Source organism: Streptomyces xantholiticus (assembly GCF_014651015.1).
Taxonomy (GTDB): Bacteria; Actinomycetota; Actinomycetes; order Streptomycetales; family Streptomycetaceae; genus Streptomyces; species Streptomyces xantholiticus.
This window is the reverse complement of sequence record NZ_BMWB01000003.1, coordinates 366,790-382,597: the sequence shown is the minus strand read 5'-3', so window position 1 is coordinate 382,597 and position 15,808 is coordinate 366,790. Positions and strand designations below refer to the sequence as shown.

12 protein-coding genes and 1 pseudogene are annotated in these 15,808 nt (G+C 70.9%); 3 read left to right on the top strand and 10 right to left on the bottom strand.

Translation table 11 applies throughout. The annotated features are described in order from the left end of the window. Positions 1-8 precede the first annotated feature (8 nt). Positions 9-341, bottom strand: a complete 333-nt coding sequence (locus IE198_RS08250) for a chorismate mutase (protein ID WP_189884264.1) — start codon at positions 339-341, stop codon at positions 9-11. 11 nt (positions 342-352) lie between these two features. Further along, positions 353-622, bottom strand: a pseudogene (locus IE198_RS08245) (helix-turn-helix domain-containing protein); the annotation flags it as partial. Between IE198_RS08245 and IE198_RS08240 the strand changes: the two are divergent. Continuing rightward, a complete protein-coding gene (locus IE198_RS08240) occupies positions 600-944 on the top strand; it encodes a hypothetical protein (protein ID WP_189884417.1) in 345 nt (114 codons plus the stop codon). The pseudogene IE198_RS08245 and the gene IE198_RS08240 sit on opposite strands and share 23 nt — an antisense overlap. On the opposite strand, the gene IE198_RS08235 is transcribed toward IE198_RS08240, so the two are convergent. Continuing rightward, on the bottom strand, positions 887-1,654 hold the full coding sequence (locus IE198_RS08235) for a S1 family peptidase (RefSeq protein ID WP_189884262.1): 768 nt from the start codon (positions 1,652-1,654) through the stop codon (positions 887-889). The genes IE198_RS08240 and IE198_RS08235 overlap by 58 nt on opposite strands. A 236-nt stretch (positions 1,655-1,890) precedes the next feature. On the opposite strand from IE198_RS08235, the gene IE198_RS08230 reads away from it, so the two are divergent. After that, on the top strand, positions 1,891-2,802 hold the full coding sequence (locus IE198_RS08230) for a hypothetical protein (protein WP_189884260.1): 912 nt from the start codon (positions 1,891-1,893) through the stop codon (positions 2,800-2,802). Between the two features lie 340 nt (positions 2,803-3,142). On the opposite strand, the gene IE198_RS08225 is transcribed toward IE198_RS08230, so the two are convergent. From IE198_RS08225 to IE198_RS08195, 7 genes are all read right to left on the bottom strand, one after another. After that, positions 3,143-4,753: a DEAD/DEAH box helicase gene (locus IE198_RS08225; protein ID WP_189884258.1), complete on the bottom strand. Its 1,611-nt coding sequence runs from the start codon at positions 4,751-4,753 to the stop codon at positions 3,143-3,145. Positions 4,754-4,856: 103 nt separating this feature from the next. Then, the gene (locus IE198_RS08220) at positions 4,857-5,060 is read right to left on the bottom strand and encodes a cold-shock protein (protein WP_005318814.1); all 204 of its coding nucleotides are present in this window, start codon (positions 5,058-5,060) and stop codon (positions 4,857-4,859) included. 227 nt (positions 5,061-5,287) lie between these two features. Further along, positions 5,288-5,761 (bottom strand): pyridoxamine 5'-phosphate oxidase family protein, encoded by a 474-nt coding sequence (locus IE198_RS08215; RefSeq protein WP_189884256.1) that lies wholly within the window; start codon positions 5,759-5,761, stop codon positions 5,288-5,290. A gap of 214 nt (positions 5,762-5,975) precedes the next feature. Further along, on the bottom strand, positions 5,976-6,692 hold the full coding sequence (locus tag IE198_RS08210; RefSeq protein WP_189884254.1) for a vWA domain-containing protein: 717 nt from the start codon (positions 6,690-6,692) through the stop codon (positions 5,976-5,978). 680 nt (positions 6,693-7,372) lie between these two features. Next, complete coding sequence (locus IE198_RS08205; RefSeq protein ID WP_189884252.1) at positions 7,373-8,833, bottom strand: glutamate synthase subunit beta; 1,461 nt, start codon at positions 8,831-8,833, stop codon at positions 7,373-7,375. Further along, entirely contained in the window at positions 8,826-13,397 is a 4,572-nt protein-coding gene (gltB, locus tag IE198_RS08200; protein ID WP_189884250.1) for a glutamate synthase large subunit, read from the bottom strand. Before gltB ends, IE198_RS08205 begins: the two co-directional genes overlap by 8 nt. Positions 13,398-13,814: 417 nt before the next feature. Beyond that, complete coding sequence (locus IE198_RS08195) at positions 13,815-14,543, bottom strand: VIT1/CCC1 transporter family protein (protein WP_189884248.1); 729 nt, start codon at positions 14,541-14,543, stop codon at positions 13,815-13,817. A gap of 218 nt (positions 14,544-14,761) precedes the next feature. Here IE198_RS08195 and IE198_RS08190 point away from each other — a divergent pair, with 218 nt between their 5' ends. Beyond that, complete coding sequence (locus IE198_RS08190) at positions 14,762-15,787, top strand: ADP-ribosylglycohydrolase family protein (protein ID WP_100106645.1); 1,026 nt, start codon at positions 14,762-14,764, stop codon at positions 15,785-15,787. The last annotated feature ends 21 nt before the right edge of the window (positions 15,788-15,808 follow it).

Here is a 15,808-nt window from a genome sequence, read left to right as displayed (position 1 = left end):
TTGCGCTGTCAGCGCACACCGGGCTCGCGCCGGCCCGGCCGGTCGGCGATCTGCTCATGGTGGCGGATGACCTCGGCGACGATGAAATTCAGCAGTTTCTCCGCGAACGCCGGGTCGAGTTTCGCGCTCTCCGCGAGGTGCCGCAGCCGTTGGATCTGGCGGGCCTCGCGGGCGGGGTCGGCGGGCGGCAGATGGTGTTCCGCCTTGAGGTGGCCGACCTGCTGGGTGCACTTGAATCGCTCGGCGAGCATGTGGACGACGGCCGCGTCGATGTTGTCGATGCTCTCGCGCAGGCGGTTCAGCTCGGCGCGCACGGATTCGTCGATGTCCCTCGTGGTCATGGTCAGGCAGCTTACGTCGAGGTGGCGTGGACGGTCGGCGGGTGTTCAGGGTCCGGGACGCGGCTGCTCCAGCCGCCGGGGACTCCTGCCCTGCTGTTCCCGGAAGCGGATTGGGGCGAGGCCGAGACGGCGGGTGAACAGGCGGGAGAAGTACGCCGGTCTTCGTATCCGACGCGGCGGGCGACGGCGGCGACGGGCAGGTCGGTGCCGGCGAGGAGTTCCTCGGCCCGGCCCAGCCGGATGCCGAGGAGATGGTCCTTGGCGCTGCATCCTGCGCCTCGGCTCATCCCCGGCGTCCCCCACCACTACGGGCCCGACCCCGCCGCAGGCTGGGACGAATGCTTCGCGGGTGCGATGACGATCCGTCACTGGTCGGCCGGGCCGGTCCCGCCGCTGTACGTCCCGGGGCCGGTGCTGCGTACGGGCGGGAACGAGGTGTGGGTGCTGGAGCTGGAGCGTGCGGCGGGCGGAACGCGCGGTGCGCCTGCGGGGGAAGGGGCGGACGGGCAGGCCACGGGGCCTGCCCGTCCTGTGTGCCCGGTGCTCTACAGGTTCGCGGCGGCGGACCTGATCGCGGAGGCGAAGGTGGACACCTCGGTGTAGACGCCGGGGTACCCGGCCCTGGCGCAGCCGTAGCCCCAGCTGACGATGCCGACCTGGATCCAGGCGCCGGCGGTGTCCCTGCGGAACATGGGGCCGCCGGAGTCGCCCTGGCAGGTGTCGACGCCGCCCTCGTTGTAGCCGGCGCAGATCTCCTCGTTCGCGACGAGTTCGTCGTAGGCCTGCCCGCAGGCGGCGTCGGAGACGAACGGGACCTGGGCCTTGAGCAGGTAGCGCTGCTGCGTGCCGCCCTCACGGGCAGCGCCCCAGCCGGCGACGGTGAAGGTGCCGTTGTTGTAGGCCGTGGTGTCGGCGATCTTCAGAGTGGGCAGGTCGATGGGCCGCTCGAGCTTGATCAGGGCCCAGTCCTTGCCGGTGCCGTTGTAGCCGGGGGCCTGCAGGACCTTGGTGGAGCGGACCTTGATGGCGCTGGAGCTGCGGAGATCCACGACGCCGGCGGTGGCGGTGATGCCGGTGTCGTTGCCGGAGCCGCTGACGCAGTGGGCGGCGGTGAGCACGATGTCCTTGGCGTAGAGCGCACCGCCGCAGCCCATGGAGAGCCGGACCATGAACGGGAACTCACCCTGGGCGGCACGGGTGCCGCCCACCACGGGCGGCGGGGCGGCAGAGGCGGAGGTGGGCTGGAGACTGACGGCGGCGAGGACGACGGCACCGGCGGCGAGACATCTCTTGAGCGTGCTCAGAAACTTCAACGGACTGCCTCTCGTGGGGGGTTGAGGGGAACGCCCGCCAGGCCAGAGCTTTATGACATGCGCCCGACAACACGTTGTCCGGAGTATGGGACCGGTCAGCGGACACCACAAGAAGCACCTTTCGGCCAATCCCCCGGCCCCGCGGACGCCGCCCGGCCCCGCCCCGGCCGTAGAGTTGCCGGGCCGTGGGTTCAAGGCCCGTTCGGCCGAGCAGGCGCAGCAGCCGCCAGGCGTGCATGGGGGTACGGGACGTGGCGAACCGCAGCAGCGAGGTGGTGCACGGCTTCCCGCACCTGGAGACCGTGCGGTCGGCGATCACCGCGCTGTACCGGCGGCTCTCCCCCGAGAGCGTGCTCTCCTACGCCCCCAGCGTGCTCCCCGCCGACGTGGCCTTCGGGGAGGACGACGATCTGCATCTCGGCGCGCAACGCGTGGCCCGCGCCCTCGTGCACCATCTGCGGCTGCCGGACGCCCGGGTGATCGTCAGCTTCCGCGAGATGGAACATGCGGCGAGCGTCGAACTCACGGCAGGACCCGAGTACTTCATCGAGCTGAACGACCGATTCCGCACCCATCGGCGGGACATCGGCGCGGCCCTCGCGCACGAGATCACCCATGTGCTGTTGCACCGGCTCGACCTGTCGTTCCCCGGCACCCGCGACAACGAGATCCTCACCGACACCGTGACCACCTACCTCGGCGCGGGCTGGCTGCTGCTGGACGCCTTCCGCGAGGACGCCGTCTCCAGTCAGAAGCTCGGCTATCTGACCCCGGAGGAGTTCGGCTACGTCCTCGCCGGCCGGGCACTGGCCTTCGACGAGGACCCGCGCACCTGGTTCACCAGCCCGCAGGCGTACCACGCCTACACCAAGGGCCGGGCCAGGGCACTGCTCGACGCTCAGCAGCCCCCGCTGACCACCGCCGGCCGGCTGGGCCGCCTCCGCTACGCCAAGGACCGGCGCCGCGCCCAGGAGCACCCGGGCGACCAGCCCGCAGGACCGTATGCGTACGCCTTCGAGCAGGGACCGGACGGACTGCGGGTCTCCTTCCCGTGCTCCACCTGCCACCAGCGCGTCCGGGTACCCGTGCGGGGACGGGTGCGGGCCCGTTGCGGCCTGTGCCGGACCGTTCTCGAATGCGACACCTGAACCCGTTTCCAGGTGCCCCGGACCGGCCGGAACCTGCCCCTCATGTCGAGGACTGCGCTCCCGAACCCGCGCCTCGAACGCCGACGAGATGAGATTCGCCGCCGGGCGGGGCCGGCTCGCCGCGCGCAGCGGAGATTCCATCCCGTCCGAGGGCACCTTCTACGGCCGCCAGGCCGTAGAAGGTACTGAGGACACCGTGCGAAACGCGGTACCGGCGGTCCGGGGCGGAGCCCCGTCTCCCGCCCCCGGGGTGGCGCGGCCCCGGGGCTTGCCGCGGTTCGGGAAGGGCAGTGGGGAAAGGACCGGCCGTCGGCGCGCCGCCCCCGTCCACCACCGGACGTCAGCCCGACGCCCGTCCGGCGGCCCCCCGGCCCCCGCCGCCGCCACGACCGCGGCGGCCACCGCCGCCCGCCGGCTCGCCCTGCCCGGCGGTCCGCCGCGACGACGCCCGGGACGGCGCCTCCCCCGACGCACCCCGCGCCGCCCGGGACGGCGCCTCCGCCGACCCCGGTCGGCGGCGCCGACGGCGCGACGGCGACGACGAGCCGCTCTTAGCGGCGGGCGCGACGGCCGGCTGCGGGACCTCGATCGTCACCGCGACACCCGACGGCTCCCGCGCCCCCGTCAGCCGGCTGAGTTCGTCGTCGCCGGACTTCACCCGTGCCGTGCGCGGGCTGATGCCCGCGTTCGTCATGAGGCGGGTCATCTCGCGGCGCTGCTCCGGCAGGACCAGCGTCACGACGCTGCCGGACTCACCCGCGCGGGCGGTGCGGCCACCGCGGTGCAGATAGTCCTTGTGGTCTACGGGCGGATCGACGTTGACGACCAGGTCCAGGTCGTCGACGTGGATCCCGCGCGCCGCGACGTTCGTCGCGACCAGCGCCGTGACCTGCCCGTTCTTGAACTGGTCAAGGGTCCGGTTGCGCTGCGGCTGCGACCGGCCGCCGTGCAGGGCGGCGGCCCGTACACCGCTGGCCAGCAGCCGCTTGGCGAACCGGTCGGCGGTGCGCTTGGTGTCCACGAAGAGGATCACCCGGCCGTCACGGGCCGCGATGCGTGTGGCGACGGCCTTCTTGTCGGTCTCGTCCAGCACGTGCAGCACGTGGTGCTCCATCGTGGTGACCGCACCCGCGGACGGGTCGACCGAGTGCACCACCGGGTCCGTGAGGAACATCCGCACCAGCCGGTCGATGTTCGCGTCGAGGGTCGCGGAGAACAGCATCCGCTGACCACCCGGCTCGACCTGCTTCAGCAGCGCCGTGACCTGCGGCATGAACCCCATGTCGGCCATCTGGTCGGCCTCGTCCAGAACCGTGATCGCGACGTCGCCGAGTGCGCAGTCGCCGCGTTCTATGAGGTCCTTGAGCCGTCCGGGCGTGGCCACGAGCACTTCGGCGCCGCGCCGCAGGGCACCGGCCTGCTTGGTGATGGACAGGCCGCCGACGACGGTCGCGAGCCGCAACTGCAGCGCCGTCGCATAGGGGGTGAGAGCGTCGGTGACCTGCTGCGCGAGTTCCCTGGTCGGTACGAGCACGAGCGCGAGGGGCGCCCGGGCGGCGGCCCGGCGTCCCGACGTCCGGGCGAGGAGCGCGAGCCCGAAGGCGAGCGTCTTGCCCGAGCCGGTGCGGCCTCGCCCGAGGATGTCCCGGCCGGCGAGGGAGTTGGGGAGCGTGGCGGCCTGAATCGGGAAGGGCTCGGTGACGCCTTGGGCCGCGAGCGTCTTCAGCAGGGCGGCGGGCATGTCCAGCTCGTCGAACGCCGCGACGGCGGGCAGCTCGGGGGTGATGGTCTCCGGCAGGGTGAACTCCTGCGGGGGCGCCACGCTGCGGGCGCTCGCCTTTCCAGAGCCGGTTTTCTTGCCCGAGCCGTATCGATTTCCGGCGCCGGGACGATTGCCACCGGTGTGACGATTTCTGCCGGCGGTTCTGTCCGGTCGTTCGGAGCGGTTCATGCGGAATGTGCCTTCCTGGGGCCGGTGGACAGCAAGAGCCGGGGCCCGCACCGACGAAGGTGCGGGCCCCGGCTGCAGGAGCTGCGAGATACGAGCCCGGCGATCAGGCCGGGAGGATGTTCTCCGCCTGCGGGCCCTTCTGGCCCTGCGTGACGTCGAACGTCACCTTCTGGCCCTCCTGGAGCTCACGGAAGCCCGAGGTGGCGATGTTGGAGTAGTGGGCGAAGACGTCGGCGCCGCCGCCGTCCTGCTCGATGAAGCCGAAGCCCTTTTCCGAGTTGAACCACTTCACGGTTCCAGTAGCCATGTCATTCTCCTAAAACAGGGGCAAGCCGAAAATTCACACCTCGTGAATTTCCTGTCGCCGCCTTGACCCCCATCCGGAGAAGCCGGAAACAATAATGTGCGCCTGAGGAAGCATTCCCGTCAGGCGCACACAAAGTTCATGGGTACCAAAACTGCAACTACCTCACCCTAGCACGCCGGCGCCCGGAAAGCGCGATCATGACACGCCCGGTCATCGTCGCATTCTCGTCAGCGGCGCCGCTGGGTACGCACCGGGCCGCCGGGACTCCATGACCGTACGACCAGCTCGTCTCCCTCCACCGATGTCCTGACGACCTCGTCGAGCTCGATGCGGAAGAGGTGGAACGGCTCCGGCGGCTTGACGTCCTCGACGAAGCGCGACTTGGCCTCAGGCTCGGTGACCTCGTAGGCCCGCCCGGAGATCCGTACGTCCCCGCCGTCCATCGCGTCGTCGGCCCCCGGGTTCGTGTACAGGGCGAAACGCGGGTCGCGCGCGAGGTCCCGGGCCTTGAACGAGTCCGCCATCATGCCGAGCCACAGCTCACCGAAGCGGAAGTTCACCTCCAGGCCGGTCAGCCGGGGCGAGCCGTCCTTGCGGAGGGTGGCCAGGACGTGATGCCGGTACCGCTCGAAACGGCTCTGGACGGATTCGGCGAAAGAGGGTTCGGCCGCCCGGAAGGCTGCCCACGTGGAAGACGTCATTGCTCCATGGAACCGCGGAAGCCCGACACCTCGTGTCCGGTTTCCGCGTCTCCCGGTTTCCGTGTGGCGTGCCGGTGCGGTGACGGCGCGCCGTCCTGGAAGGGGGCACGGGCCACGGCGGGGCGACGGGGAGGCAAGGGCCCCCTGGGGCCGAGGCCGGCCGTGGCGGCCGCTGCCTCGTGTCAGCGGGTCAGCGGGTCAGCGGGTCAGCGGGTCAGCGGACGATGCCCTGGGCGCGCGCCGCCGCCAGCCACTGCGGGAACTCCCCCACCAGCCGGTCGTACAGCTCCGTGTCGGGGACCTGGCGCGGGTCGAGGCCGGCGTGGAAGAAGCCCGCGTTGTCGACGGGGCGTTTGACGGGGACGGCCAACTCGTCGAGCTTCCTGAGGAAGTCGAACTGCGAACTCCGCTTGTTGCCGAAGCCGACGAACTGCCAGAAGAGCGGGAGCTTGGCCGCCTTGCAGAGGTAGCGCTCGGCGGCCAGCTTGTTGATCGGACCGCCGTCGGTCTGGAAGACGACGAGCGCGGGTGCCGTGGAACCACTGTCCAGGTAGTGGTCGATGACGGCGTCCATCGCCAGGTGGTAGCTGGTCTTCCCCATGTGCCCGAGGCCCGAGACGATCTCCTCTATCCGGCCGTGGTGGTTCTCCAGCGCGATGTGGGTCACCGCGTCGACGTCGGTCGAGAAGAACACGACGGGGACGGTGCCGTCGTCGTCGAGATTGGCCGACAGCCCGAGGACGCGGTCGGCGAGGGCCTGGACGCTGCCGTCCTTGTAGTACTCCTTCATGGACCCCGAGTAGTCGACCACCAGATATACGGCGGCGCGCTGCCCGTGCAGGCCGTGCTTCCGGAGCGAGACGCCCGCGGTCTTGTAGAGGCTGACCAGGGCAGGGGCGCTCTGCTCGAGCTTCTGGAGGCTGACGGCCATGCGGGCTCCGTTTCGTCGGACGGGGTGGGGTACGGCGGTCCGACGATATCCCGGGCAGCGCGGGCAACGGGGCGGTCGCCGGGCGCCCTTGACACGCCGACGGGCTCGTTCCCCACCCCAGCCCGCCCCCTTCCCGCCGCACCGCGGGACGGCCTCTCGAGGCGAAACTCCGCCGCCCGCGGGCTGGTTGCCGCGCAGCGGCAATTCCCGCCCGTCGGGCGGCACTTCCCACGGCCGCCCAGGCCGTAGGGGGACATTGAGGACACGCCCGAAGCGCGGTCCGGGACCCCGGCGAAGCCCCGGACCCCTGTCTGACGGAGCGGCGCCGGTCCGGGCGGAGCCCGGTCATTCGTCCGGAGCACGGAGCGGAGCCCGAACGCCGCACGGAGCGCGTTGAACGGGCCAGGGCGGAGCACGGTACACCGGCCAGAGCACGGAGCGGAGCCCGGGGCGGAGCCGGCATGCCTCCGCCCGGGAGGGCGGAACTGGTCCGGGGCCGTCTCCGCCCGGGAGGGCGGAGCTGGTCCGGGGGCCGTCCCGGTGTCGGGAAGATGGGTGGGGACGGCTCCGCACCGGCGCCTCGGGGAACGCCACGGCGCCTGCCGGTCCGGTCGGGGACATGGCAGGCGCCGTGTTCAGTTCCGTACGCCGTTGTACGGGACGTAAAGGGGGGCGGACGGTCAGACCGTCAGCGCCCGGTCCGTCGGCCGGATCGGTGCCGGCAGGGCGCTCGCGCCCGTCAGGTAGCGGTCCACACCGCGCGCCGCCGAGCGGCCCTCGGCGATCGCCCACACGATCAGCGACTGGCCGCGTCCCGCGTCGCCGGCCACGAAGACGCCGTCGACGTTCGTCGCGAAGTCCGCGTCCCGCGCCACGTTGCCGCGCTCGTCGAGGTCGAGGCCGAACTGCTCGACCAGGCCGTTGGACTGGTCGATGCCGGTGAAGCCCATCGCCAGGGTGACCAGCTGCGCCGGGATGCGACGCTCGGTGCCGGGCTTCTGGACGAGCTTACCGTCCTCGAAGGAGACCTCGACCAGGTGGAGCGCCTGGACGTTGCCGTCCTCGTCGCCCTCGAAGTGGGTGGTGGAGACGGAGTAGACCCGCTCGCCGCCCTCCTCGTGCGCGGAGGTGACCTTGTAGAGCATGGGGAACGTCGGCCACGGCTGGTTGGCGTTCCGCTCGTCGCCCGGCTGCGGCATGATCTCCAGCTGGGTGACGGACGCCGCGCCCTGGCGGTGGGCGGTGCCGACGCAGTCCGCACCGGTGTCGCCGCCGCCGATGACGACGACGTGCTTGCCCTCTGCGGTGATCGGCGGGGCGACGAAGTCGCCCTCCTGCACCTTGTTGGCGAGCGGCAGGTACTCCATGGCGAAGTGGACGCCGTTCAGCTCACGCCCGGGGACGGGCAGGTCGCGCGAGACGGTGGCACCGGCCGCGACGACGACCGCGTCGTAGCGGCGGCGCAGCGCGTCGGCCGGCATGTCGCGGCCGATCTCGACCTCGGTGCGGAACTTGGTGCCTTCCGCGCGCATCTGCTCGATGCGCCGGTTGATGTGCACCTTCTCCATCTTGAACTCGGGGATGCCGTACCGCAGCAGTCCGCCGATGCGGTCGGCGCGCTCGTACACGACGACGGTGTGGCCGGCGCGGGTGAGCTGCTGGGCGGCGGCGAGACCGGCAGGGCCGGAGCCGATGACGGCCACGGTCTTGCCGGAGAGGCGCTCCGGCGGCTGCGGGGTGACGTCGCCGGAGTCCCATGCCTTGTCGATGATGGAGACTTCGACGTTCTTGATGGTGACGGCCGGCTGGTTGATGCCGAGCACGCACGCGGCCTCGCACGGAGCGGGGCACAGACGGCCGGTGAACTCCGGGAAGTTGTTGGTGGCGTGCAGCCGCTCGGAGGCGGCGGCCCAGTCCTCGCGGTAGGCGTAGTCGTTCCACTCGGGGATCAGGTTCCCGAGCGGGCAGCCGTTGTGGCAGAACGGGATGCCGCAGTCCATGCAGCGGCCGGCCTGCTTGCTGATGATCGGCAGCAGGGAGCCGGGAACGTAGACCTCGTTCCAGTCCTTGACGCGCTCCTCGACGGGACGGGTCTTGGCGACCTCGCGCCCGGTGGTCAGGAAGCCCTTGGGGTCAGCCATTGGTCGCCGCCTCCATCATCTTCTCGGTGGTCTCCTGCTCGGAGAGACCGGCGAGCTCAGCGGCGTCCTTGGCGGCGAGCACTGCCTTGTACGTGGTCGGGATGATCTTGCTGAACCGGTCCGCGTTCCCGGACCAGTCGGCCAGCAGCTTCTCGGCGACGGTCGAGCCGGTCTCCTCGTGGTGGCGGCGCACGACGTCGTGCAGCCACTGCTTGTCGGTCTCCGAGAGGGACTCGATCGCCTGCAGGTTGCCGGAGTTGACGTTGTCCCGGTCGAGGTCGATCACGTACGCGATGCCGCCGGACATGCCCGCCGCGAAGTTGCGGCCGGTCTCGCCGAGGACGACCGCGTGACCGCCGGTCATGTACTCGCAGCCGTGGTCGCCGACGCCCTCGGAGACGACGAGCGCACCGGAGTTGCGGACGCAGAAGCGCTCGCCGGTCCGGCCGCGGAGGAACAGCTCGCCGCCGGTGGCGCCGTAGGCGATGGTGTTGCCCGCGATGGTGGAGTACTCGGCCAGGTGGTCGGCGCCCCGGTCGGGGCGGACGATCACACGGCCGCCGGACAGGCCCTTGCCGACGTAGTCGTTGGCGTCGCCCTCGAGGCGCAGCGTGATGCCGCGCGGCACGAACGCGCCGAAGGACTGGCCGGCGGAACCGGTGAAGGTGATGTCGATGGTGTCGTCGGGCAGGCCCGCACCGCCGAACTTCTTGGTCACCTCGTGGCCGAGCATGGTGCCGACGGTCCGGTTGATGTTGCGGATCGCGACCTGGCCGCGGACCGGCTGGGCGTCCTCGGCGGTGGCGGCGCTCAGCGCCTCCGCGGCGAGTTCGATCAGCTCGTTGTCGAGGGCCTTCTCCAGGCCGTGGTCCTGCTCGACGACCTGGTGGCGCACCGCGCCGTCGGGCAGTTCGGGCACGTGGAAGAGGGGGTCGAGGTCGAGGCCCTGGGCCTTCCAGTGGTCGACGGCCCGCTCGGTGTCGAGGAGTTCGGCGTGGCCGACGGCCTCCTCGACGCTGCGGAAGCCCAGCTCCGCGAGGATCTCGCGGACCTCTTCGGCGACGAACTCGAAGAAGTTGACGACGAACTCGGCCTTGCCGGAGAACCGCTCGCGCAGCACCGGGTTCTGCGTGGCGATGCCGACCGGGCAGGTGTCCAGGTGGCAGACGCGCATCATGACGCAGCCGGAGACGACGAGCGGCGCGGTCGCGAAGCCGAACTCCTCGGCGCCGAGGAGCGCGGCGATGACGACGTCGCGGCCGGTCTTCAGCTGGCCGTCGGTCTGGACGACGATGCGGTCGCGCAGGCCGTTGAGCAGCAGGGTCTGCTGGGTCTCGGCGAGGCCGAGCTCCCAGGGCCCGCCCGCGTGCTTCAGGGAGGTCAGCGGGGAGGCGCCCGTACCGCCGTCGTGGCCGGAGATGAGGACGACGTCCGCGTGGGCCTTGGAGACACCGGCGGCGACCGTGCCGACGCCGACCTCGGACACCAGCTTCACATGGATGCGAGCGGCCGGGTTGGCGTTCTTGAGGTCGTGGATCAGCTGGGCCAGGTCCTCGATGGAGTAGATGTCGTGGTGCGGCGGCGGCGAGATGAGGCCGACGCCGGGCGTCGAGTGACGCGTCTTGGCGACCCACGGGTACACCTTGTGGCCGGGCAGCTGGCCGCCCTCACCGGGCTTGGCGCCCTGGGCCATCTTGATCTGGATGTCGTCCGCGTTGACCAGGTACTCGCTGGTGACGCCGAAGCGGCCGGAAGCGACCTGCTTGATGGACGAACGGCGCTCGGGGTCGTACAGGCGCTCCGGGTCCTCGCCGCCTTCGCCGGTGTTGGACTTGCCGCCCAGCTGGTTCATGGCGATGGCCAGCGTCTCGTGCGCCTCCTTGGAGATGGAGCCGTACGACATGGCGCCGGTGGAGAAGCGCTTGACGATCTCGGAGACGGGCTCGACCTCGTCGATGGAGATCGGCTCGCGGCCGGACTTGAAGCCGAACAGGCCGCGCAGCGTCATCAGCCGCTCGGACTGCTCGTTCACCCGGTCCGTGTACTTCTTGAAGATGTCGTACCGCTTGTTGCGCGTGGCGTGCTGCAGACGGAAGACGGTCTCCGGGTCGAACAGGTGCGGCTCGCCCTCGCGGCGCCACTGGTACTCGCCGCCGATGTCCAGCGCGCGGTGCGTGGCGGCGATGCCGGAGGCCGGGTACGCCTTGGCGTGCCGGGCGGCGACCTCCTTGGCGATGACGTCGAGGCCCGCGCCGCCGATCTTGGTGGCGGTGCCGTTGAAGTACTTCTCGACGAAGGCGTCGTCGAGACCGACGGCTTCGAAGACCTGCGCGCCGCGGTAGGAGGCGACCGTGGAGATGCCCATCTTGGACATGACCTTCAGGACGCCCTTGCCGAGGGCGTAGATCAGGTTGCGGATGGCCTTCTCGGGCTCCAGGCCCTCGATGAAGGTGCCGGCGCGGACCAGGTCCTCGACGGACTCCATCGCAAGGTATGGGTTGACCGCGGCGGCGCCGTAGCCGATGAGCAGCGCGACGTGGTGGACCTCGCGGACGTCGCCGGCCTCGACCAGCAGGCCCACCTGGGTGCGCTGCTTGGTGCGGATGAGGTGGTGGTGCACGGCGGAGGTGAGCAGCAGCGACGGGATCGGCGCGTGCTCGGCGTCCGAGTGGCGGTCGGACAGGACGATCAGGCGGGCGCCGCCCTCGATGGCGGTGTCGACCTCGCCGCAGATCGCCTCGATACGGGCGGCCAGGGCGTCGCCGCCGCCGGAGACCCGGTAGAGGCCGGACAGGGTGGCGGCCTTCATGCCGGGCATGTCGCCGTCGGCGTTGATGTGGATGAGCTTGGCCAGCTCGTCGTTGTCGATCACCGGGAAGGGCAGCGTGACGCTGCGGCAGGACGCCGCGGTCGGCTCCAGCAGGTTGCCCTGGGGGCCGAGCGAGGAGTGCAGCGAGGTGACGAGCTCCTCGCGGATGGCGTCCAGCGGCGGGTTGGTGACCTGCGCGAACAGCTGGGTGAAGTAGTCGAACAGCAGCCGGGGGCGCTCGGACAGGGCCGCGATCGGCGAGTCGGTGCCCATGGAGCCGAGCGGCTCGCCGCCGGTGCGGGCCATCGGCGCCAGGATGACGCGCAGCTCTTCCTCGGTGTAGCCGAAGGTCTGCTGGCGACGGGTGACGGACGCGTGGGTGTGGACGATGTGCTCGCGCTCGGGAAGGTCCTCGAGCTCGATCTCACCGGCCTCCAGCCACTCCCGGTAGGGGTGCTCGGCGGCGAGGGCGGACTTGATCTCGTCGTCCTCGATGATGCGGTGCTCGGCGGTGTCGACGAGGAACATCTTGCCGGGCTGAAGACGGCCCTTGCGGACGACCTTGGCGGGGTCGATGTCCAGGACGCCGACCTCGGAGGAGAGGACGACGAGACCGTCGTCGGTGACCCAGTAGCGGCCGGGGCGCAGGCCGTTGCGGTCGAGGACCGCGCCGACCTGGACGCCGTCGGTGAAGGTGACGCAGGCCGGGCCGTCCCAGGGCTCCATCATCGTGGAGTGGTACTGGTAGAAGGCGCGCCGGGCCGGGTCCATGGAGTCGTGGTTCTCCCACGCCTCGGGGACCATCATCAGCACGGAGTGGGGCAGCGAACGACCGCCGAGGTGCAGCAGCTCCAGGACCTCGTCGAAGGACGCGGAGTCGGAGGCGTCCGGGGTACAGACGGGGAAGATCCGGTCGATCTTGCCGGCGCCGGAGTTGAAGAGCTGGGTGGCGAGCTGCGACTCACGGGCGCGCATCCAGTTGCGGTTGCCCTTGACCGTGTTGATCTCGCCGTTGTGCGCGACGAAGCGGTACGGGTGGGCCAGCGGCCAGCTCGGGAAGGTGTTCGTGGAGAACCGCGAGTGGACGAGCGCCACGGCGGTGGCGAAGCGCCGGTCCGAGAGGTCCGGGAAGAAGGGCTCCAGCTGGCCGGTGGTCAGCATGCCCTTGTAGACGATGGTGCGCGCGGAGAGCGACGGGAAGTAGACACCGGCCTCGCGCTCGGCGCGCTTGCGCAGCACGAAGGCCTTGCGGTCCAGCGCGATGCCCTCGCTGGCACCGTCGGCGACGAACAGCTGCTGGAAGCCGGGCATGGTGGCGCGGGCGCCGTTGCCGAGGAGGTCGGGGGTGACGGGGACCTCGCGCCAGCCGAGGACGGTCAGGCCCTCTTCGCGGGCGATCGTCTCGATCTTCGAGATGGCGGCCTCGTTGTCCTCGGCGTCCGCCGGGAGGAAGCCGATGCCCACGGCGTACGAGCCGGCCGCGGGCAGGTCGAAGTCGGTGACCTCACGCAGGAATGCGTCGGGGACCTGGAGCAGGATGCCCGCGCCGTCGCCGGAGTCGGGCTCGGAGCCGGTGGCACCGCGGTGCTCGAGGTTTCGCAGTACGGTCAGCGCCTGCTCGACCAGCTCATGGCTGGCAACACCGGTGAGGGTGGCCACGAACCCGACACCGCAGGCGTCGTGTTCGTTACGGGGGTCGTACATCCCCTGGGGGGCGGGGCGACCGTCCATGGGCGACCAGGCGTCGGAACGCATCGGCTCTCCCGTCGTCGTCGTGGCATGTGCAGTGCCGAGGGACGACGTTGGCCCTCCGCGAAATTTCGTGCAGGTTACATGATGGAGTGCTTCTCGGAAAGCGGATAGCCCATTCCAGCATGCGGACACCGCGTCAGCGGTGAAGGGGGTCCGACGGACGGATTCGGCGTTGACCGGATGTCCGGAGGACGTTCGCAGAGCAGGCCTCATTGCCCACAGCGTCTACGGCTGATGCCCCGGGATTGCGGAATCGAAACCACCGGGTAACGGCTACTTATGTTGCGCCTTGCATAGTGTCTCACCCTGAGGCGACTTCGCGGCAGGACGTACGTCACAGGGTCCGTGACAAATCCCGAAAAAGCGAACGCACCGGCTCAGGCACTGCCGGTGCGGCGCGATTCCAGGGGGTGCGCGGCGTCACACAGCGGCGCCGATGAGCGCACCCAGACCGTATGTGACCGCGGCGGCCGTGCCGCCGAGAGCCAGCTGGCGCAGGCCACTGAACCACCAGCCACGGGCCGTGACCTTCGCCACCAGGGCACCACAGGCGAAGAGTCCCACGAGCGCCAGCAGCACCGCCGGCCACAGCGCGCTCGCACCGAGCAGGTACGGCAGCACCGGCAGCAGCGCGCCGAGCGCGAACGCACCGAAGGAGGAGAGCGCGGCGACGAGGGGCGAGGGCAGGTCGTCCGGGTCGATGCCGAGCTCCTCCCGGGCATGGATCTCCAGCGCCTGCTCGGGATCCTTCGAGAGCTGCATCGCAACCTCGCGGGCGAGCGCCGGCTCCACTCCGCGGGCGACGTACAGCGCCGCCAGCTCCTCCATCTCGTCGACCGGGTGCTTACGCAACTCCCGTCGCTCCACGGCCAGTTCGGCCTCGACCAGCTCCCGCTGGGAGGCGACGGAGGTGTACTCGCCGGCCGCCATCGAGAACGCGCCCGCGGCGAGACCGGCCAGGCCCGTGATCACTATCGTCTGCTGGGAGACGGCACCGCCTGCGACGCCGGTCATCAGCGCGAGGTTGGAGACCAGTCCGTCCATCGCCCCGAACACCGCCGGGCGCAGCCAGCCGCCGTTGACGTCACGGTGCGTGTGGTTGTCACGGTGCGCCTCGTGAAGTGCGGCTTCGGTTTCGATGATGGACACGGATCTCCCCTTCTCCGGCAGCGGCCCTGGTTGGCGCGGCTCCCCTTCGGCGTCCTCGAAGATACGCTGAATGTAAGGGGCGTACCAGCAAGGCAGGCTTTACTTACTTGCGCCTCAGGAATGGGCGAAGCGGGTGACAGAAACGTTTCTCCGACTCGTCGTGCGCAGCTCGTGGCACAGATCCGGGAACAAGGCTCGCGCGCGCGAAGGGGACCTTCATGGAAGTGCTGGCAGCATCCGGCTCCGGTTCCGCAGCCGCCCTGCTGGACCGGGCCCGCGGCGCGCTCCTCGGCCTCGCGGTCGGTGACGCGCTCGGGGCGCCGGCGGAGAACCTGCGCCCCTCGGAGATCCGTCGCCGCTGGGGCCGTATCGAGGACTTCGTGAGCGACGACCCCGCGGGCACCGACGACACCGAGTACGCGATCTTCTCCGGCCTGCTGCTCGCCAGGCACGGCTCCGCGCTCACCGTGGCCCACGTCGAGTCGGCGTGGCACCAGTGGATCGCCGACCTGGACGAAGGACCGTTCCGGGGGGCGGGCTTCAGCGAGCGCGGCACCCTGGAAAATCTCCGCAGGGGCCTCGCCGCCCCGATCTCGGCCCAGCACCGGCACGCATGGAGCGACGGTCTCGCGATGCGGGCGGCTCCCTTCGGCGTCTTCGCGGCCGGCCGGCCTGCGGAGGCCGCACGGCTTGTGACGATCGACGGCAGCGTCAGCCACGACGGCGAGGGCATCTACGGCGGCCGGGCCGTGGCGGCGGGGGTCGCGGCGGCGATGGGCGGGGCGGGACCGGCGGGAGTGATCGGCGCGGCGCTGTCCGTCGTGCCGATGGACTCCTGGACGGCCCGCTCCATGCGCCGCGCGGTCGTCGCGGCGGGTCGGACGTACCCGGACACGCTGTCGATGGAGCGGGCGGTCCGCTCGGCGGTCGTCATCGGTGGCTACCCGTGGACGGACCTGGCGCCGGAGGCCGTCGGCCTGGCGTTCGGCGCGTTCGCGGCGGCGCGGGGCGACTTCCGCACGTCGGTGCTGACCGCAGTCAACATGGGCCGCGACGCCGACACCACCGCGGCGGTCGCGGGTGCGCTGGCCGGCTCGGTCGCCGGCTCGGGAGCGATCCCCGAGGAGTGGGCGTCGGCGATCACTCCGGTCCGCGGCAGCTGCCTCCCGTCGATGCGCGGCTACCACGTGCTGGACATCGCGGACCTGCTGACCCCGGACGACGACCCCGGCGACACCCCGTGACCCCGGCCGACGCGGCCCACG